Genomic DNA, 19,367 nt, shown 5'->3' on the forward strand with positions numbered 1-19,367 from the left:
CGAGCCCCGGCCAAAAAGGTCTGGGGCTTAGGACTTGTAGACGCCGCGATCAAGCGTGTCGCACTGCGACATCTTTCCGCTGTTGTACCCGTTGAGGAAGGCCTGCTGGCGCTCCTCGGAGGAACCGTGGGTGAACTGGTCGGGATTGACCTCACCCTGAGTACGCTCCTGGATGTTGTCGTCACCAACCGCGCGGGCGGTGTCGATGGCGGTTGCCAGCTGCTCCTTGGTGATGGTCTCAAGGGAGGCGTGTTCTCCCTTGTCTGCGTAGTGGGCCCAGAAACCGGCATAGCAGTCCGCCTGCAGCTCAATGGCCACTGCCGCCGAATCCTCACCCGGATCGTTGTAGTTGCTCAGGCCCAGGGTTCCCTCGAGATTCTGAATGTGGTGGCCCATCTCATGGGCGACGATATACATCTGGGCCAGCGGGGCATCTGAACCACCAAGCTTTTCCAGCTGCTGGAAGAAGGAGACGTCGAAGTAAGCCGATTCATCCTGCGGGCAGTAGAACGGGCCGGTAGCTCCGGAGGCCCGGCCGCAACCAGACGTGGTGGCGGAGGAAAAAACCTTAATGCCTGGCTTGGTGTACTCGATGCCAGCCTGCTGCGGGAGTTGTTCCATCCACACTTTGTCCACGGACTGTGCTGTAGCGTCAACGCGGCACTCGGGGTTGTTGTTGGCGTCTTCGATCGTCTTGCACTCTGCGAGCGTGGATTCCGGTGCGCCCTGACCGGGCTGCTGACCGCCTGTCACCTGATCGAGGTCGCTGGGATTGCCTCCGAGGAGAAGGAAAAGGCCGACGAGTAACAGGCCGCCAATGCCGCCACCTGCACCGATCATGGCCCCGGAGCCGCCGCGAGTAGCGCGCCCACCAACTGGCGCATCGTTCTTAAAAGTCATGCCTCTGATCTAACCATGAGCAGCTGCCGTGTGGCGGGTATGCAGTACAAATGTCCGGGCGTATAGTGAGCCCGCATAAAAATCCCTATTGCCGGATAGCAAAGCTGGAACATGACAATCACTTTGCGGGCTCACGAGCTTGTAGCCCATCCCGTGGCCTCCCCCCTCAACTGTGAACTTTCCGAGGGGTTGAACCTGATACTGGGGCAGCGTGAACAGGGCCAAACCGCCTTGGCGATGACGCTCGCAGGAAGGCGTCGTCCCGTCAGCGGTTCTATTGCCCTGGACGGAAACCCGCGCACTCGTAACCTCTTTCGTTGTGCAGCCTTGGCGGGCGCCAGGGAGATTGACTCATTGGAGCGCCTGGTCACTGTCCGCACTGTCGTGCGGGAGCAAGTCGCCTGGGCTCAGCCGTGGTACCGGATAGCTCCGCGAGACATCACTGCGTCCTCATTGGTGCGTCCGTGGTTGGAACCACTGGGGTTAGAACTGGATCAAACAGAGTTGGTGGGAGATTTGCCGCCAGCACAAAGGCTCCGGTTGCGCGTCCTTCTGGGGCTGATTGCACGCCCAAAGGCAGCCTTCCTGGTTGTCGATGACATCGATCAGCTGCGATCGCTGGACTTGGTCGAGGATTTTCTGAGAGACCTGCAAAAGGTGAGCCGATCCCTACCGGTGATGGCCTTTGGAGTCAACAGCCACTACGCCCACTTGGCCGACCACGTTGTGGAGGTATAGCCAATGAACATCTTGTACCCGGGTTCGGAGCTGAAGCGCTTTCTGCGAGGCACCTTGCCTCCGCTCAGCCTGGCGGTGGTGATTCTGCTTCCGCTGATCTTCGGTGGTCTATTCACCTGGTCTTATCTCGATCCAGTGGGGCACATCAATAACCTGCCCATCGCGCTGGTGAACTCCGATGAAGGCGCGCAAGGGCCCGACGGCAAGCACGTCGACGCCGGAGATCAGGTTGCTCAGCGCATCGTAGACAACGATCAGTTAAAGGTCACCGAGGTTTCTGCGCAAGAAGCGCGGAGAGGGTTGGAACAAGGCGATTACTACGTCGTCATTGAGCTGCCCCGTGATTTCTCGGCGGCAACCGTCAGCCTTAACGACGACCACCCGCGCTCTGCCACCATGAACGTGGCAATGAATAATGCCAACGGCATGATCGCTACCGTGCTTGGCAACCAGGCCACTCAGGTCCTGGTGGATGCAGTCGACGTCCAGGTGGGTGAGAAGATCGCGGACCGGCTGCTGGTTGGGTTTAGCACTATTGGTGAGGGGCTCAACCGCGCAGGAGACGGCGCCGGAAAATTGGCCGATGGTACTCACCAGGCCCGCGATGGGGGCGCGCGTCTCGACGACGGTGCTCGCAAGCTAGAAGACGGAGTTTCCCAGGCAGACAATGGCGCCCATCAGTTGGCTGATGGCGCGCAAAGGCTGCATGAAGGCACCGCCTCCGCTCAGGATGGAGCGCAATCGCTTGCCGACGGCTTGGCGCAGCTCCAAGCCGCCACCGACCGCTTGGGCGACGGGGCTGGTCGCGTCAGCGGGGGCGTGAATACTCTTGTTCGCCCGGTGAATGACGCGGCAGCAGCACGAGAGCAAGCATTGGCCCCTCTGATCAACGTTTCCACCATGCTGCGTCAGGCTGGCCTGAATGCGGAAGCAGACCAAGTGGACAAGGCTGTGCAGGACGTGCGCAATGCCACCGGCGGCCAGATCACCGACCAGCTCAACCAACTGAATGCGGGAGCGGCCGAGATTGCCCGGCAACTCGGCGACCCGAATGCCCCATACCGCTCTGGAGTAGATAGGGCCGCGGCTGGAGCAGCGGAGCTGGCCGCCGGCCTAGTTCGCTTGGAAGACGGTTCACACCAGTTGATGCTGGGAAGCCAGCGGTTGGCCGATGGAACCAGCCAGCTGGTGGCCGGGTCTCAGCAGCTCACAGTGGGAACGTCGGCACTGCGTAGCGGACTAGTGGACCTCGACTCCGGGGCAGGGGAGTTGAGCCTCAAACTCAACGAGAAACGCGGCAGCGTTCCGAACTTCGAAGGAGATAGAGAAAAGGCCGCAGCGCACGCTGCTGCTCAGCCGGTGGAACGAGTCCTGGTGCGCGACGGCCTCCAGCGATTCGGCGAGGGACTCGGCCCCTTCTTCTTCTCGCTGGCACTTTTCGTTGGTGCAACCACTATGTTCATGGTTCTGCACCCCACCCGCCGCCGAGTTATCGATTCGGGCCTTACCCCGGCACGCATGGTGGCCGCGCATTACTTGCCAGGCCTTTTAGTGGGGCAGGCCCAAGCCGTCACTGTGTGGGTGGTGTTGATGACCATCATCGGCTTTCATCCGGTACACCCGGTCGGGTTGCTGGTTGCCCTTATGGGAGCCTCGGCCGTCTTTGTTGCAATGACGCAGGCGATCAATGCGGCGTTGGGCGCGAGCGCTGGTCGAGTGGTGTGTATGGCAATTATGGCGTTGCAGCTCGTGGCTTCGGGCGGACTATATCCCGTCGAAACGCAGCCGAAGTTCCTGCAGGCGATTCACCCGATGGATCCGATCGCGCACACCGTCAACATCTTCCGGCACATGATCGTGGGATCGGACCTGAGCCAAGATCCGCGCGTGTGGCAGGGAATTGTCTTCCTAGCATGCGTGTTGGTGATCAGCTGGGTGGTGTCAGCAATCGCCGCCTGGTACCACCGGGTAATCATGCACAAGGATCTGCACCCAGAATTGACCATTTAGTGCATCTCCCGGCACCAGGTAGTCCCGAGCGCCGGGAGAGCGTAGTAGTCTAAAGACCTCTAAAGTAGCCCCGGCTTGCACCTCGTGTGACTTCAGCGAGAAGGCAAGATTTTCGGATCTACGTGCCCACCGCACACGACCAAGGAAGGACGTCACACTACCGTGCTGCGTACCCACCTCGCGGGAGAACTCCGCAAAGATACCGCTGGCCAAACCGTCACTCTTACCGGATGGGTGGCACGCCGCCGTGACCACGGAGGCGTGATCTTCATTGATCTGCGTGATCGTTCGGGCTACGCCCAGGTAGTGTTCCGCGACTCCGAGGTCGCAGAGCGCGCCCACGACCTGCGCAGCGAGTACTGCGTGAAGGTGACGGGCGTCGTAGAGCCGCGCCCGGAGGGCTCTGAGAACCCAAACCTCCCGTCCGGTGAGATCGAGGTCAACGTCACCGAGCTGGATGTGCTCAACACCTCCGCAGCGCTGCCGTTCCAGGTTGAGGATGGATCTTCTAACGAGGTCGGTGAAGAGACCCGTCTGAAGTACCGTTACCTGGATATTCGCCGCGATAAGCAGGCCAAGGCACTGCGTCTGCGCTCTGCGGCAAACCGGGCTGCCCGTGCAGTATTGGATCAGCACGAGTTCACCGAGATCGAGACCCCCACGCTGACCCGCGCAACTCCTGAGGGTGCCCGCGACTTCCTGGTACCGGCTCGCCTCAAGCCCGGTAGCTTCTATGCACTGCCGCAGTCCCCGCAGCTGTTCAAGCAGCTGCTGATGGTTGCCGGCATGGAGCGTTACTACCAGATCGCTCGCTGCTACCGAGATGAGGACTTCCGTGCTGATCGTCAGCCGGAGTTCACCCAGCTGGACATTGAGATGAGCTTCGCTGACCAGGAAGACATCATTGCGCTCGCGGAGGAGATCCTCGTTGAGCTGTGGAAGCTGATCGGCTACGAGATCTCCACGCCGATTCCGCGCATGACCTATGCCGAGGCCATGAAGCGTTATGGTTCGGACAAGCCGGATCTGCGCTTCGGCATCGAAATCGTCGAGTGCAAGGACTTCTTCCAGGACACCACCTTCCGCGTGTTCCAGAACGACTACGTCGGTGCGGTTGTCATGGAGGGCGGTGCGTCCCAGCCGCGCCGCCAGCTGGACGCCTGGCAGGACTGGGCCAAGCAGCGCGGTGCAAAGGGGCTTGCCTACATTCTCGTGGGCGAGGACGGAGAGCTCTCCGGACCCGTCGCTAAGAACATCACTGAGCAGGAGCGGGCCGGCATTGCCGAGCACGTGGGCGCTAAGCCGGGTGACTGCATCTTCTTCGCCGCTGGTGACGCGAAGAGCTCGCGTGCTCTCCTGGGCGCAGCCCGTGGCGAGATCGCTTCGAAGCTCGGCCTGATCAAGGACGGCGACTGGGCCTTCACCTGGGTTGTCGACGCTCCGATGTTCGAGCCCGCCGCCGACGCCACTGCCTCTGGTGACGTGGCTCTGGGGCACTCTGCCTGGACCGCTGTTCACCACGCATTCACCTCGCCCACCCCGGAGTGGAAGGATTCCTTCGACCAGAACCCGGGCGAGGCGCTGTCTTATGCTTACGACATCGTCTGCAACGGCAACGAAATTGGCGGTGGATCCATCCGTATCCACGAGCGCGACGTGCAGGAACGCGTTTTTGACGTCATGGGCATTACGGCTGAGGAAGCCCAGGAGAAGTTTGGCTTCCTGCTCGACGCTTTCGCATTCGGTGCGCCTCCGCACGGCGGCATCGCTTTCGGTTGGGACCGCATCGTGTCCCTGCTGGGTGGATTCGAATCCATCCGTGACGTCATCGCGTTCCCCAAGTCCGGTGGCGGAGTCGACCCGCTGACCGACGCACCTGCGCCGATTACTGCTGCTCAGCGTCGCGAAACCGGAATCGACGCCAAGCCGAAGAAGGCAGAAAAGGCGGAGAAGCCGGCTCCGAAGAACGAGTCCTAGGCTGCGAAAAGAACTGTCGAGACCGCGAGGACCACTTGACGCCCGTGCTTGATCACGACGAAATCGTCTCCCATGCCCAGGAGCTGCTCACCCGGCGGTTTGGCGGAGCTCAACGCCTCACTGACGTGCAGCAACTGCGCGGTTCCGGCAACGCGATTGTGTTGCGTGCCAAAGTCCCGGCACAGCCGTTTCTGACGGAACGGACTGTGGTGATCAAGCACATTCCGGAGTCAGAGGACGCGCTCGATGTCGCTGCGTTGATCAGGGAGATCGCTGCCTATCAGTTCACTACTGCGATGGCAGACGAGACGCGGCCGGGGCCTTATTTGTTGGCACAGGACGTCGAGAAGCGACTCATTGTCCTGTCCGATGTGGGGGATCACTCGACGTTGTCGGAGTTGTTGGAGTCGGAAGGTGAGGCTTCACGACGCGTTCACCTACGCCATCTTGGGCTGGCGTTGGGTCGTATGCATGCAGCAACCGCAGGCAAGGAAAAGGGGTTTAATAGCCTCTTGGCTCGCATGATCAAGTCGCATCCGGAGGCCGCGCAGAGCCACGACGTGCGTGACCGCAGCCTCGGGCCGGCCATCGCTTTGGGATTGCAGCTCATTAGTGATGCCGGTGTGGACGTGCCAGTGGAGGTCAAGAGTCTGGTTGCAGATGCGGTGGCCCGGCTCAAGTCCACTCGTTTTCTGGCTTTCACGCCTTTCGACCTGTCGCCAGACAATGTCGTGGTGTCTGAGCGGATGGACTTCCTGGATTACGAATGGGCCGGTTTCCGCGACGTCGCCTTCGACCTGGCCTGCGTTATCGGGGGGTTTCCGCAGTACGTAGGCGGTGCCCGTATCGATGACGAGGATGTGCAGGTGTTTCTGCGGGCGTGGACCAATGAGACTCAGCACGTGTGGCCACGTGCCGTCGACGAAGAGCACCTGCATGCCAGTGTGCTCACTGCCCTCGTAGGCTGGGCCATGTCGTGCGTGGCGATGATGCACTACGGGTCCTTAGCTACCGCGCTGGTTGCCTCTCAGCAAAGCACGAGCGAAGACGTTGAGTTCGATGGTGAGGTCTCGGTAAAACCACGCTTGCTGGAACCCGCTAAGGGGTCGGCTTTTAACCGCGAGGAGACCTTCATCCGTCAAGATATCTACGAGACGTTCGAAGCTCTAGAGCGCTTCGCCTCACACGGTGGCGAGCCGGAACATGCCGTCGTGGCGGAGTTTGCCCGCCAGGTGGCTGCACGCGTGCATACCCCGCACCGCTAGCCTGAAAGCTATGTCCCAGGACGCACTGTTTGAGCAATCCTCGTCTCCGGAGGGCACAAGTGCCGGAGATCGCGGCACCGCGTTTTTTGCGGTGTCCGCCTCTGCACCCCTGGCTGCCCGGATGCGCCCGCGCACCCTAGATGAAGTCTCTGGCCAGCAACATCTGTTGGGTCCAGGCACTCCACTTCGACGCCTCATTGAGGGCTCCGGGGAAGCGTCCATCATTCTCTACGGTCCGCCGGGGACTGGAAAGACCACGATTGCCTCGCTCATAGCGGCCTCTATGGGACAGAACTTCGTTGCTCTATCTGCTCTGAATTCGGGCGTTAAGCAGGTTCGAGAAGTCATTGACCAGGCCCGCAGAGACCTCATACAGGGGCAGCGAACCGTACTGTTTATTGACGAGGTCCACCGGTTTTCCAAGACTCAGCAGGACGCCCTCTTGGGAGCAGTGGAGAACCGAACGGTCATGCTTGTCGCAGCTACCACCGAGAACCCGTCGTTTTCGGTGGTTTCTCCGCTGCTGTCTCGCTCCTTGTTGCTCAAACTGGAGTCCTTGTCGCCAGAGGAACTGAAAACGGTGATTACTCGGGCCTTGGAGGATGAGCGCGGGCTCGCAGGAAAGGTCGGCATCACCGAGGAGGCCCTGGACCAGCTGGTCAATCTTGCCGGCGGGGATGCACGGCGTTCCCTGACTTACTTGGAGTCTGCTGCCGAGGCGGTTGCTCCAGGCCAAGACATCACCCTGGATACGATCCGGGAGAACGTCGCCCGCGCAGTCGTACGGTATGACCGCGATGGCGATCAGCACTACGACGTCGTAAGCGCCTTTATTAAGTCGATTCGCGGTAGCGACGTCGACGCCGCTCTGCATTACCTGGCACGCATGATTGAGGCAGGGGAGGATCCCCGATTCATTGCGCGGCGGTTGGTCATTCATGCGTCCGAGGACATTGGGATGGCTGATCCGACTGCATTGCAAACGGCAGTAGCTGCTGCCCAAGCGGTGCAGCTGATCGGTATGCCGGAGGGCCGACTGACTCTTGCCCAAGCAACGATCCACCTGGCCACTGCGCCTAAGTCCGCCTCAGTGATTCAGGCGATCACCCGTGCACAGCAGGACGTTCATGCGGGCAAGATCGGCACGGTGCCAGCGCATCTCCGAGATGGTCACTACGAGGGCGCTAAGGCCATGGGGAACGCCGTGGGGTATCAGTACCCGCACGACGATCCGCGTGGGGTGTTAACCCAGCAGTATCTACCCGCAGAGTTAGAGGACCGCGTCTACTACGAACCCACGGGGCATGGCGCAGAAGGCCGGATCAAGGATTACCTGGGACGGCTGCGCAGGATTGTCCGGGGGCAGGGGTAGAGTAATGGCGTCTAAGACACGGGACCACAAGCACCTATCAAAAAGCTAGTTATTAGGAAAAGGATCGATTCTCAGTGCAGACTCATGACATCCGGGAACGTTTCACCCAACACTTTGTTCGGGCAGGTCACACCCCGGTGCCCAGCGCGTCGTTGATTCTTGACGATCCCACGTTGCTCTTCGTCAACGCCGGAATGGTGCCGTTCAAGCCCTACTTCCTGGGACAGCAGACCCCGCCCTTCGAGTCGGGTACCGCGACCTCGATCCAGAAGTGTGTGCGCACCCTCGATATCGAGGAAGTGGGCGTGACCACTCGTCACAACACCTTCTTCCAGATGGCCGGCAACTTCTCTTTCGGCCAGTACTTCAAGGAAGGCGCTATTACCCACGCCTGGACGCTGTTGACCAACTCGGTCGACGACGGTGGACTGGGCCTGGAGCCTGAGCGACTGTGGGTAACTGTTTACCTCGACGACGACGAGGCTGCAGATATCTGGGAAAACAAGATCGGAGTTCCTGCAGAGCGCATCCAACGCATGGGTATGGAGGATAACTACTGGTCCATGGGCATTCCCGGCCCGTGTGGTCCGTGCTCCGAGATCTATTATGACCGCGGCCCCGAGTACGGTGCTGAGGGAGGCCCGGCCGCCGACGATAACCGCTACATGGAGATCTGGAACCTGGTCTTCATGGAGTTCGAGCGTGGCCCGGGCGACAAGAAGGGCAACTTCGACCTTGTCGGCGAACTGCCACAGAAGAACATCGATACCGGCTTGGGCATCGAGCGAGTCGCATGCATTTTGCAGGGCGTGGACAACGTTTATGAAACCGACCTGCTGCGTCCGGTCATCGACGCGGCTGAGGCTGTAACCGGTGCTCAGTACGGCCAGGGCCAGGAAGCCGATGTCCGCTTCCGTGTGATCGCCGACCACTCGCGCACCGGCATGATGCTGATTCTCGATGGCGTCACCCCGTCCAACGAGGGCCGCGGTTACATCCTTCGTCGTCTGTTGCGTCGCATTATTCGTTCCGCACGCCTGCTCGGTGCACAGGGTGCGACCCTCGAGCGCCTGATGAACTCCATCATGGACTCGATGACTCCGTCCTTCCCGGAGATCGCAGACAACCGCGAGCGCATTGTCCGCGTGGCGGTCGCCGAGGAGCGTGCCTTCTTGAAGACGCTGGAGTCCGGCACCGAACTGTTCGATCGCGTGGCGTCCGGAGCAAAGGAATCGGGGACGACGCTTGTCGACGGTTCCCGTGCCTTCGAACTGCATGACACCTACGGCTTCCCGATCGACCTCACTTTGGAGATGGCCCGCGAGGCCGGCCTCGAGGTGGACATGGATGCCTTTAATGCAGAGATGGAAGCCCAGCGGGCCCGCGCGAAGGCTGACAACAAGGCCAAGAAGCACGGCCATGTTGACGAGTCCATCTACCGCGGCTGGGTAGACGAGCACCCCACCGAGTTCTTCGGATACACCGACCTTACAGGTGAGTCCACCGTCATCGGCCTGGTAGCAGGCGGGGAGTCTGTGACCTCGGTGCAGGCCGGCGAACAGGTGGAGGTCATCCTGGACGCCACCCCGATGTACGCGGAGTCCGGTGGCCAGATGGGCGACCGTGGCCGTCTCGTCGCAGGCGATACGATCGTCGAGATCGAGGATGTGCAGAAGGTGGGCAAGCGCGTCTCGCTGCACAAGGGAACCGTGGTATCTGGTGGCCTCGAGCTGGGAAACAAGGTCACCGCTGAGGTTGACCATGCTTGGCGCCATGGCGCTCGCCAGGCGCACAGCGCCACGCACTTGATCCACGCAGCTCTGCGCCAGGTGCTGGGCCCCACGGCTGTGCAGGCAGGCTCTCTGAACCGCCCCGGATACCTGCGCTTCGACTTCAACTACACCGATCAGCTCACCGAGGCTCAGCTGGCGGAGATCGCTGCGATCACCAACGAGGCTGTAGACAACGACTGGGCAGTCAACACAACCGAAACCTCTCTAGAGAAGGCCCGCGCAATGGGCGCTATGGCTCTGTTCGGAGAGAACTACGGCGATAACGTTCGCGTTGTCGAGATCGGGGGCCCGTTCTCCATGGAGCTTTGTGGTGGTACGCACGTGTCGAGCTCCGCACAGATCGGCCCGGTGGCCGTACTGGGCGAGTCTTCGGTTGGTTCCGGCGCGCGTCGTATCGAGGCCTACTCCGGTCTGGATGCGTTCCGCTTCTACTCCAAGGAAGCCGCCCTGGTCAGTGGCGTGGCTTCGAGCCTCAAGGCTAAGAGCGACGAAATCCCGGATCGCATTGCAGCGCTGACCGAGCGCCTGAAGGCAGCGGAGAAGGAAATTTCTCAGTTGAGACAGGCGCAACTGACCAACCGCACGGCGGAGCTCGTCGGCAATGCCGAGCAAATTGGATCATTCGAGCTCGTGGCCGTCACTCTCGACGGTGTCGGCGCCAAGGATCTGCGCTCCCTGGCTAGCGACATCCGTGGCCGAATGAACGACCGCAAGGCCGTGATCGTCCTGGTGGGCAAGGACGGCTCGAAGGTGCCGTTCGTGGTTGCCGCAACGCACCAAGCTGTTTCTGAGGGCGTGAAGTCCGGTGACCTGGTGGGTACCTTCGGTTCCTACGTGGGAGGCCGTGGCGGCGGTAAGCCCGATATGGCGCAGGGATCCGGCTCGGATGCTGCTGGCATCGACACGGGCATTGCGGCGGTGCGCGACACCCTGGCGAGCCTGTAAGGTAACAAAGAGGTCACAGCCGGTACTTCCCGGTTGTGTATCGCATGTCGTATCTCACCGGCGGACTGTGATCAAAAGGAAGGATGACCACCCCCTCGTGCCTACTCAGCCAACACCAGATACTCCCGGAGTAAACGACCCCGGACCCGGGCGTCGTCTGGGCGTTGACGTGGGCACGGTGCGTATCGGGGTTGCGGTATCTGACTCCTCGGCAGTCATGGCAACACCGGTGGAAACCATCGCCCGCGACTCTGGATTCCGAGGGCCTGACGGCTCAGACGTCGATCGGATTCTTGAGCTCATACAGGAATACGGGGTCGTCGAAGTCGTTGTCGGCTTGCCTCGGACCCTGCAAGGACACGGATCGCAGAGCGTGAAGCACGCGCGAGAGATTGCTTTCCGTGTTCAGCGTCGTTTGAAGCGTGCAGGATCTCCTTGTCCAGTGCGCATGGCTGACGAGCGGCTGACTACTGTTTCTGCGACCGCCGCCTTGCGCGCATCTGGTGTGAGCGAAAAAGCTGGTCGAAAGGTCATTGACCAAGCTGCGGCGGTGGAGATATTGCAGGCGTGGCTCGATGGACGACAACGGGTCGTCGACAAGCACAATCCCTAACGCGCTCTGCGCGACCGAGACCTAGTAACCAATTACAAAGGACCATCGCACACGATGAGCAACTCACATCGTCCCCGGCCGTACCGAGCACCCCGGAACCAGCACTCTCGCGGTTTTGCAGGGCGTCGGATGGACCCGGTGTATGTCAAGCGGCGTCAGCGGGGGCTTGCGGTTCTCGTTGCTTCTCTCGTTCTGCTCATCGGCACCATTGCCTACATCGGGGTGCGGTTGGCAGGAGGCGATTCTGTGGCAAACGGTGACTACAAGGGAACAGGCAACGGAACGCAGGAGCTAGTGGAAATTCCGGAGGGAACCGCTCTATCCCAGCTGGGCCCGGAGCTGGAAGAGCGTGACATCGTGGCCACGGATTCGGCCTTCCAAACAGCCGCGGCCAATAACCCCAAGGCCAGTGCCGTGCAGCCAGGTTTCTATCGGCTTGAGCAGAAGATGAGCGCTGCGACCGCAGTGGAGGCCCTGACGGATCCGGCGTCCCGCGTCGAGATGCTGGACGTGCATGGTGGCGCCACACTGATGGATGTCCACGTGGTTGGAGGACAGACGCGTCCGGGAATCTATTCCCAGATCTCCAGCGTGTCTTGCTCAGGAGGAGACGAGAACTCCTGTGTTCAGGCGGAGGATCTGCAGCGCGTAGCCGCAACCACCGACCCAGCGGACCTGGGCGCTCCGGAATGGGCGCTGGACGCGGTGCGCAGCCGCGGTGATGATCCCAAGCGGCTGGAAGGCTTGATTGCCCCCGGACAGTACGTGGTCGATCCCTCGATGGATGCGCAGGAGATCCTGACGGATCTGGTTTCGCGCACGACCAAGCGCTACAACGACACCGGAATCGTGGAACGTGCCCAGGCCATGAATTTGACTCCGTATGAGCTGCTGACGGCCGCCTCTCTGGTGGAGCGTGAGGCCCCGGCGGGAGAGTTCGACAAGGTGGCGCGTGTCATTCTTAACCGCCTGAAGGCCCCGATGCGTCTCGAGTTTGATTCGACCGTGAACTACGGGCTCGAGGAGACCGAGGTCGCAACGACTGATGAGGACCGGGCTCAGAAGACCCCGTGGAACACCTACGCGCAGGACGGTCTGCCGGAAACTCCCATCGCAGCTCCTAGCGATGAGGCCATCCAGGCTATGGAGAACCCTGCGGAGGGCAACTGGCTCTTCTTCGTGACCGTCGATAAGGACGGCACCACGGTGTTCAACGACACGTTCGAGCAGCACCTAGAGGACGTCAAAAAGTCGCAAGAATCCGGCGTCCTCGACTCGCAGCGCTAATGAACGCACAGATCACCCGGCGGGCTGCCGTCCTCGGCTCACCGATTGCGCATTCCCTTTCGCCCGTTTTGCATAACGCCGGTTACCGTGCGCTGGGGTGGAGAAACTGGGAATATGTACGCATCGACACTCCCGCCGGCAGCCTGGCACGAACCGTTGAACAGGCCGATGAAAGCTTTCGCGGATTCTCTGTCACCATGCCCGGTAAGTTCGAGGCGTTGGACTTTGCCGCCCGCGCCACCGACCGAGCCCGTATTATCGGCAGCGCCAACACCCTGGTGCGCCAGGACGAGGGGTGGCTTGCTGACAACACGGACTGCCTCGGTGTGGAAGGCGCTCTTGGTCAGCTGGATACCGAGTGGCACGGGCACGCCGTGGTGGTAGGCGCAGGCGGAACCGCTCGGCCGGCCGTGTGGGCCCTGGCCCAGCGGGGGGTTCGCGACATCGTGGTCATCAATCGTTCCGATCGCTCCGCGGAGTTTGAGGAGTTGGCTGGGGAACTCGGTGTGACCCTTCACTTCGAAGACTTTGCGGCAGACCTGGCTGAGCTCACCGAGTCGGCGTGTGTGCTTATTTCCACTGTCCCGGCGTCCGCGGCGAAGCAGCACGCGGATCAGCTCGCACGCACCGCGGTCCTGGACGTGATTTACGATCCCTGGCCAACCCCTCTGATTCAAGCAGCACAGCAGCGAGGCCTTAGCACAGTCGGTGGACACGTGATGCTCGCGCACCAGGCCTTTCCACAATTCGAGTGGTTTACTGGCCACCAGGCACCGCGTGTGGAAATGTTCGCCGCCTTGCACGACGCCCTTTCCTAAAGTCTCGGCCCATGGGGCTGATCATTCTTTCCATCTGGGCCATTTACCTAGCGCTATTCGACGCTACCTTTAAGCGGCTGCCCAACGGCCTGACCTTGCCGCCGGCAATTGCCTCGGTAGTCTGCCTCGGGTTGTGGGATGTGCCTACTTTGCTGTGGTCATTGGTCTGGCCAGTTCTCTACCTCGTAGTCGGGTTGACCCTTGACGGCATTGGCGGGGGTGACTTGAAGCTTTCCGTATCCCTGGGCGCTCTAATGAGCGCGATCGGTGGCATGTGGGCCGTTCTAGGGGCAATTGTGCTGGCCAGCGTAACTAGCCTAGGCCTTTTGCTACACAAAGGGCATGGGCCCCACGGCCCATCTATGCTTCTGGCCACTGCAATTGTCATGCTCTGGAACGTGCATTCCTGAAAGAATGTGCGTTATGAAGGCGAGAAATTGCGGCTTGGTTGGAGTAACTGTCCTCGCATGCCTGGCAACGGCAGGGTGCACAACGTCCTCGAGGCCTGCTGTTGAGCTGACTCCGGTCCCAGAAGAGAGCGCGGTGGAGTCAACGACGTCTGGCGCCAAGCCAGTAAGTACTCCGGCCTCAGCCAGTGAGCCCTTACCCTCAAGCCAGCGCGCACAAGGACCAGGGGAGTGCGCAACATCCGCCAGTAATCCACTGCTTGAGGTACCCGCACTGCCGATCTATCAGGCGGAGGGCATCGATTTTACCTTTAGCGTCGTGGATGAGCACTTCCTACCGTGCGCGGACCTCAGCTGGTCGGTAATTGCCGGTGGGAGCGGTTCGGGCAATTCTCAGCGCCAGGGCGTGGTGTTTTTCCACCAAGGCCGACCCATCAATTCTCCGCCACCACTAATGCAGGAGCGGGTTCTCGACGTCCAGCAGATCGATGAGACGTCCGTGAAAGTCTCCTACGAAATCCTGGATGGGCCTCGCGCAGCGGGCAATACGGTGCCGGGCTCGGTGATCTTTGCCCTGGACCCCGATGACTCGCTGAAGATTGTTGAGAACTCTCTTCCCGCCGTAGCTAACGAGGCCGGAATCCAGCTGGATGTCAGCGGGTTGAGTTAAACCCACTCATTGCAGGCGTGGCGACAATGAAATTATCTTGCCACGCAATGCCGGCAGGGACATTGGCTCGTGCGATACTGCACTTATGCTTCGTTGGACTACTGCCGGTGAATCTCACGGTCAAGCACTCGTGGCCATGATCGAACATGTCCCCGCGGGGGTGCCCGTTACGCGTGAAGACATCGCGTTCCAGCTCGCCCGCCGTCGCCTCGGGTATGGACGCGGTGCTCGCATGAAGTTCGAAGCTGATGAGCTGACGCTGGTGGGCGGCGTGCGTCATGGCAAGACTATCGGCAGTCCGGTCGCCATCATGATCGGCAACACGGAATGGCCCAAGTGGACCACCATCATGTCGGCCGATCCCTTAAACATGGACGATCCCGAGGTCGTGAAGGCCATGGAGTCCGGCCGAGGCGCCAAGCTCACGCGTCCCCGGCCTGGACATGCCGACTTTGCCGGCATGGTCAAGTACAGCCATGAGGAGGCTCGTCCGATCCTCGAGCGCTCGTCCGCCCGCGAAACCGCCGCGCGCGTCGCCGCTGGAACCGTGGCACGTTCGATCCTGCGGGAGCTGTTCGGGGTAGAGGTCATCTCCCACGTCGTTTCTATCGGGGCATCGCAGCCCTATGAGGGGCCGGCCCCCAGTGCAGCGGATCTGGAGCGTATCGACGCCCACCCTACCCGGGCGTTCGATACCGCAGCGGGTGAGTCGATGATCACCGAGATTGAGGCGGCCAAGAAGGCCGGTGACACACTCGGCGGGATCGTCGAGGTTGTTGTCGATGGACTCCCGATTGGCCTGGGCTCGCACATCTCCGGTGATGATCGGCTGGATGCCCAGCTAGCGGCAGCACTCATGGGGATTCAGGCCATCAAGGGCGTGGAGATCGGTGACGGTTTTGAGGAAGCACGTCGCCGTGGATCTGAAGCGCATGATGAGATGGTGCGCGAAGACGGCAAATTGCAGCGCTTGTCCAACCGCGCCGGTGGCCTGGAAGGCGGAATGACCAATGGCCAGCAGCTGCGAGTTCGCGCGGCGATGAAGCCCATTTCGACTGTTCCGCGGGCCCTCAAGACCGTGGATATGGCGAGCGGGAAGCCGGCAACGGGTATCCACCAGCGCTCTGATGTGTGCGCTGTGCCGGCCGCCGGCGTCGTGGCTGAGGCCATGGTGGCACTGGTTCTGGCCCGCGCGGCTTTGGAAAAGTTTGGTGGAGATTCTCTGGAAGAAACCCGGCGAAATGTTCAGGCGTATTCTCAATATGTCGAGCAGCGCTTGAGCTTCGGAGAGTGATGGAGGCCATGACGGAAACTTTGGAAAATGCACCGGCTCCTGCCTGTGGTACGAAGCCAAAGGTCGTACTGGTGGGGCCACCCGGCGCCGGGAAATCCACGATCGGCAGGCGCCTGTCCCGCGCGTTGAATGTTCCCCTGGTGGATTCCGATGCCCTGATCGAAGAAGAACGGGGGATCCCTTGTGGAGAGGTGTTTGAATCCCTTGGGGAGCCTGACTTTCGCCGGCTCGAAGCGAAGAAGGTCGCTGAGGCACTCAACACCCACGGCGTGGTAAGCCTCGGCGGGGGAGCAGTGGTGACCCCAGCTGTACGGGAGTTACTGGCAGACCAGACTGTGGTGTGGATCGATATCACCGTCGAGGAGGGGGTGCGACGCACCAGCGGAAATGACTCTCGACCGGTTCTGCAGGCCGCGGACCCCTACGACCGCTACCGCCAGATACTCCAGGAGCGCGAGGAATTTTATCGCGAGGTCGCGGATTTCCGGGTCGTGAGCGACCGGAAGCCACCTGCGGGTTTGGTTGCTGACATTCTCAACTTCCTCGAGTCCCTGTAGCACCAACCTATTCCGCCTGACCATTTCCCACAGATAGGCAAAGGACACCCAGCTATGACCACCACCGTGGCAGTAAACGGCCCGCAACCCTACACCGTGACTATTGGTCAGCAACTTGGCGACGACGTCGCTCGCCGGGTGTCTGAGCTTGCTCCCGCCCAAACGGTGATCATTCACCAGCCGGCGCTGTCGAAGCAGGCTGAGGATTTGGCAACGGCGATTTCTCGGGTATGCCCGAAGGTTCACCTCGCCGCCACTGCCGATGGGGAGGACGGCAAGACCTTGGAGGTAGCGGGAAGGCTCTGGGATCAGCTAGGGGAATGGGCTGTCGGTCGCCGTGACCTCATCGTGTCTCTCGGCGGCGGCGCCGCTACTGATGTTGCGGGTTTTGTAGCTGCGTCCTGGATGCGGGGAATCAAGGTACTGCACGTGCCCACCACTTTGCTGGCAATGGTGGATGCCGCGGTGGGGGGAAAGACAGGAATCAACACGGCAGCCGGCAAGAATCTGGTGGGGGCTTTCCATGAGCCGGCCGGCGTGTTCATCGACGTCGACTACCTGGCTACTCTTCCCCGCCGCGACTTGATCGCGGGTTCGGCGGAAGTGATCAAGACGGGATTCATTGCAGACGAGTCGATTCTAGAAACATACGAGTCTCACCCGGAGGCATGCCTGGAGGATCTGGGCACCATCTCCTCGCTTGTCGAGCGCTCCATCAAAGTCAAGGCCAGCGTCGTGGCCGCCGACCTCAAGGAGTCTGGTCTCCGCGAGATTTTGAACTACGGGCACACGTTTGGGCATGCGGTCGAGCGCCAAGAGGCCTATCGCTGGCGCCACGGTGACGCTGTGGCTGTGGGCATGATCTTCATTGCGGAGCTTTCCCGGATCAGGGGGCTTATCGACGAAGACTTGGTAGCCAGGCATCGCAGCATCCTGGAATCCATTGGGCTTCCCACGACCTATCAGGACGGATCCTTCGAGGAGCTACGTGCGGGCATGAGCCGGGACAAGAAGAATCGCGGCTCCCAGATTCGGTTCGTGGCACTGGATCAGCACGTGGGCCGTACTTGCCGCATCGAAGATGCGACCGTGGATGAACTGCGCAGTGCCTACGATGCGCTCGTGTCCGCGAGAAAGGAATAGCGCGATGCCAACCGTAATGATCCTCAATGGGCCCAACCTCAATCGCTTGGGAAAGCGGCAGCCGGAGATCTATGGCACGACGAGTTTGCACGACGTCGAAAAGCTCTGTGAAGCCACAGCAGCTGCGCATGGCTGGGACGTGGAGTGTGTGCAGTCGAACCACGAGGGTGAGCTCATCGACGCGGTGCACCGTGCAGCCGATAGGGGTTGGCCGGTGGTGATCAACCCCGGGGGGTTTACCCACACGTCGGTGGCGTTGCGTGATGCCTTGGCCGAGGTGGCAGAGGGTGCAGGGTTTGTTGAAGTGCACATATCCAATGTGCACGCCCGGGAGGCTTTCCGCGCGCACTCGTACCTGTCGCCCATCGCCCGAGGAGTTATTGCCGGACTGGGGATCTTTGGTTACCAAGCAGCCGTGGAATTCGTGGTGACTCAAAAATAACCACAGTGGTTTTGGCCCTCACTACTATGAGAGCCATGACTTTTGCTGATACTCGATTTGAGGACCGTCGACGTCGCTTGGGCAACGAGATTGCTGCCCAGCGCCTGGATTATCTGCTCCTGACGCATCTGGAGAACATTCGATACTTCTCCGGATTTAGCGGTTCCAATGCCGCCCTTCTGATCGGTAAGGATCGGTCGGCTCAGATTTGCACTGATGGTCGCTACACCACGCAGATTGCTCAGGAAGTACCGGACATCGAGGCCATCATCGATCGGCCGTCGGCTGCTGCCCTGCTCAAGCGCGTGGAGGACACCGCTCGCGTTGGCGTCGAGGCGTCTCACCTGAGCCTGGCAGAGTTCGACAACCTCAAGTCCGTCGCCGGTGAGAACGTGACTCTCGTGCCCGTAGAGAAGCTGATCGAGCCCATCCGCGAGGTCAAGGACGAACAGGAATTGGCTGAGCTCGAACGGGTTGCCGCCATCGCGGTCGATGCCTTTGAAGCGCTCGTAGCAGACAACGGCATCCGCGCAGGCCGCACCGAACGCGAGGTTGCAGCCGATCTTGAGTACCGCATGCGCCTGAATGGATCCGAGCGTGTGAGCTTTGACACCATCGTGGCCTCCGGCCCCAATTCCGCGAAACCCCACCACTCGGCGAGCGACCGTGAGATCGTCGAGGGTGATCTGGTCACCATTGATTTCGGTGCGCATAGCGCGGGATACAACTCCGACATGACCCGCACCGTCATCGTTGGGAAGGTCGGTGAGACCGAGCGAAAGATCTACGAGACTGTGCTGCGCGCTCAGCTAGCCGGCGTGGAGGCAGCTCGGGCGGGTATGTCTTTGGCGGAGGTCGATGCGACTTGCCGCGACATCATTGCAGAGGCGGGGTTTGGCGAGTACTTCACGCACTCCACCGGTCACGGCATCGGGCTTGATGTTCACGAGGCGCCATTTGCCGCCCGGGGAGCTGAGGGAACACTGCGCGAGGGCATGACTTTGACCATTGAACCGGGTATTTACATCCCTGATGTAGGCGGAGTGCGCATCGAGGACACATTGGTCATTACGTCCGGGGATCCCCGAGTGATCACCCCAGTCAGTAAAGACCTGCTCATCGTGTAGACTAGCCTC

The 19,367-nt window shown here is 60.9% G+C and carries 17 protein-coding genes; 16 read left to right on the forward strand and 1 reads right to left on the reverse strand.

Annotated features, from left to right (window positions below):
* Positions 1–27: 27 nt before the first annotated feature.
* Positions 28–900, reverse strand: coding sequence for a KPN_02809 family neutral zinc metallopeptidase (gene ypfJ / locus FHE74_RS05340; RefSeq protein ID WP_139465476.1), 873 nt, complete (start codon positions 898–900; stop codon positions 28–30).
* A gap of 111 nt (positions 901–1,011) precedes the next feature.
* Here ypfJ and FHE74_RS05345 point away from each other — a divergent pair, with 111 nt between their 5' ends.
* The 16 genes from FHE74_RS05345 to FHE74_RS05420 all read left to right on the forward strand — a co-directional run bounded on the left by FHE74_RS05345 (position 1,012) and on the right by FHE74_RS05420 (position 19,358).
* Complete coding sequence (locus tag FHE74_RS05345; protein WP_139465477.1) at positions 1,012–1,638, forward strand: hypothetical protein; 627 nt, start codon at positions 1,012–1,014, stop codon at positions 1,636–1,638.
* Positions 1,639–1,641: 3 nt separating this feature from the next.
* Positions 1,642–3,648, forward strand: a complete 2,007-nt coding sequence (locus tag FHE74_RS05350; protein ID WP_139465478.1) for a YhgE/Pip family protein — start codon at positions 1,642–1,644, stop codon at positions 3,646–3,648.
* A gap of 162 nt (positions 3,649–3,810) precedes the next feature.
* On the forward strand, positions 3,811–5,625 hold the full coding sequence (aspS, locus tag FHE74_RS05355) for an aspartate--tRNA ligase (RefSeq protein WP_139465479.1): 1,815 nt from the start codon (positions 3,811–3,813) through the stop codon (positions 5,623–5,625).
* Positions 5,626–5,669: 44 nt separating this feature from the next.
* Positions 5,670–6,890, forward strand: a complete 1,221-nt coding sequence (locus tag FHE74_RS05360) for a phosphotransferase family protein (protein ID WP_139465480.1) — start codon at positions 5,670–5,672, stop codon at positions 6,888–6,890.
* A 10-nt stretch (positions 6,891–6,900) separates the two neighbouring features.
* Positions 6,901–8,262 carry a replication-associated recombination protein A gene (locus FHE74_RS05365; RefSeq protein ID WP_139465481.1) on the forward strand — a complete coding sequence of 454 codons (1,362 nt, stop codon included), beginning with the start codon at positions 6,901–6,903 and terminating at the stop codon, positions 8,260–8,262.
* Between the two features lie 74 nt (positions 8,263–8,336).
* Positions 8,337–11,000, forward strand: a complete 2,664-nt coding sequence (gene alaS / locus FHE74_RS05370; protein ID WP_139465482.1) for an alanine--tRNA ligase — start codon at positions 8,337–8,339, stop codon at positions 10,998–11,000.
* A 97-nt stretch (positions 11,001–11,097) separates the two neighbouring features.
* The gene (ruvX, locus tag FHE74_RS05375; RefSeq protein WP_246049196.1) at positions 11,098–11,613 is read left to right on the forward strand and encodes a Holliday junction resolvase RuvX; all 516 of its coding nucleotides are present in this window, start codon (positions 11,098–11,100) and stop codon (positions 11,611–11,613) included.
* Positions 11,614–11,742: 129 nt separating this feature from the next.
* Positions 11,743–12,900: an endolytic transglycosylase MltG gene (gene mltG / locus FHE74_RS05380; protein ID WP_139465512.1), complete on the forward strand. Its 1,158-nt coding sequence runs from the start codon at positions 11,743–11,745 to the stop codon at positions 12,898–12,900.
* Complete coding sequence (locus FHE74_RS05385) at positions 12,900–13,718, forward strand: shikimate dehydrogenase (RefSeq protein WP_139465484.1); 819 nt, start codon at positions 12,900–12,902, stop codon at positions 13,716–13,718. The genes mltG and FHE74_RS05385 overlap by 1 nt, the downstream gene beginning before the upstream one ends.
* An 11-nt stretch (positions 13,719–13,729) precedes the next feature.
* The gene (locus FHE74_RS05390) at positions 13,730–14,128 is read left to right on the forward strand and encodes a prepilin peptidase (protein ID WP_139465485.1); all 399 of its coding nucleotides are present in this window, start codon (positions 13,730–13,732) and stop codon (positions 14,126–14,128) included.
* A 316-nt stretch (positions 14,129–14,444) separates the two neighbouring features.
* The gene (locus tag FHE74_RS10650; RefSeq protein ID WP_180339689.1) at positions 14,445–14,795 is read left to right on the forward strand and encodes an LppP/LprE family lipoprotein; all 351 of its coding nucleotides are present in this window, start codon (positions 14,445–14,447) and stop codon (positions 14,793–14,795) included.
* A gap of 85 nt (positions 14,796–14,880) precedes the next feature.
* Positions 14,881–16,089 carry a chorismate synthase gene (gene aroC / locus FHE74_RS05400; RefSeq protein WP_139465487.1) on the forward strand — a complete coding sequence of 403 codons (1,209 nt, stop codon included), beginning with the start codon at positions 14,881–14,883 and terminating at the stop codon, positions 16,087–16,089.
* Positions 16,090–16,097: 8 nt separating this feature from the next.
* Positions 16,098–16,646 carry a shikimate kinase gene (locus tag FHE74_RS05405; RefSeq protein ID WP_139465488.1) on the forward strand — a complete coding sequence of 183 codons (549 nt, stop codon included), beginning with the start codon at positions 16,098–16,100 and terminating at the stop codon, positions 16,644–16,646.
* Between the two features lie 54 nt (positions 16,647–16,700).
* Positions 16,701–17,789, forward strand: coding sequence for a 3-dehydroquinate synthase (gene aroB / locus FHE74_RS05410; RefSeq protein WP_139465489.1), 1,089 nt, complete (start codon positions 16,701–16,703; stop codon positions 17,787–17,789).
* A 4-nt stretch (positions 17,790–17,793) separates the two neighbouring features.
* Entirely contained in the window at positions 17,794–18,231 is a 438-nt protein-coding gene (gene aroQ / locus FHE74_RS05415) for a type II 3-dehydroquinate dehydratase (RefSeq protein ID WP_246049197.1), read from the forward strand.
* Between the two features lie 35 nt (positions 18,232–18,266).
* Positions 18,267–19,358 (forward strand): M24 family metallopeptidase, encoded by a 1,092-nt coding sequence (locus tag FHE74_RS05420; RefSeq protein WP_139465490.1) that lies wholly within the window; start codon positions 18,267–18,269, stop codon positions 19,356–19,358.
* The last annotated feature ends 9 nt before the right edge of the window (positions 19,359–19,367 follow it).

The organism is Corynebacterium tapiri (assembly GCF_006334925.1).
Lineage (GTDB): Bacteria > Actinomycetota > Actinomycetes > Mycobacteriales > Mycobacteriaceae > Corynebacterium > Corynebacterium tapiri.

Excerpts from the sequence above, each read along its gene's own strand:
- FHE74_RS05405 (WP_139465488.1), top strand. The coding sequence starts at position 16,098 with ATGACGGAAACTTTGGAAAATGCACCGGCTCCTGCCTGTGGTACGAAG.
- FHE74_RS05390 (WP_139465485.1), top strand. The coding sequence starts at position 13,730 with ATGGGGCTGATCATTCTTTCCATCTGGGCCATTTACCTAGCGCTATTC.
- FHE74_RS05385 (WP_139465484.1), top strand. The coding sequence starts at position 12,900 with ATGAACGCACAGATCACCCGGCGGGCTGCCGTCCTCGGCTCACCGATT.
- FHE74_RS05350 (WP_139465478.1), top strand. The coding sequence starts at position 1,642 with ATGAACATCTTGTACCCGGGTTCGGAGCTGAAGCGCTTTCTGCGAGGC.
- aroQ (WP_246049197.1), top strand. The coding sequence starts at position 17,794 with ATGCCAACCGTAATGATCCTCAATGGGCCCAACCTCAATCGCTTGGGA.
- mltG (WP_139465512.1), top strand. The coding sequence starts at position 11,743 with ATGGACCCGGTGTATGTCAAGCGGCGTCAGCGGGGGCTTGCGGTTCTC.
- FHE74_RS05365 (WP_139465481.1), top strand. The coding sequence starts at position 6,901 with ATGTCCCAGGACGCACTGTTTGAGCAATCCTCGTCTCCGGAGGGCACA.
- ypfJ (WP_139465476.1), bottom strand. The coding sequence starts at position 900 with ATGACTTTTAAGAACGATGCGCCAGTTGGTGGGCGCGCTACTCGCGGC.
- FHE74_RS05420 (WP_139465490.1), top strand. The coding sequence starts at position 18,267 with ATGACTTTTGCTGATACTCGATTTGAGGACCGTCGACGTCGCTTGGGC.
- FHE74_RS05345 (WP_139465477.1), top strand. The coding sequence starts at position 1,012 with ATGACAATCACTTTGCGGGCTCACGAGCTTGTAGCCCATCCCGTGGCC.
- aroC (WP_139465487.1), top strand. The coding sequence starts at position 14,881 with ATGCTTCGTTGGACTACTGCCGGTGAATCTCACGGTCAAGCACTCGTG.
- aroB (WP_139465489.1), top strand. The coding sequence starts at position 16,701 with ATGACCACCACCGTGGCAGTAAACGGCCCGCAACCCTACACCGTGACT.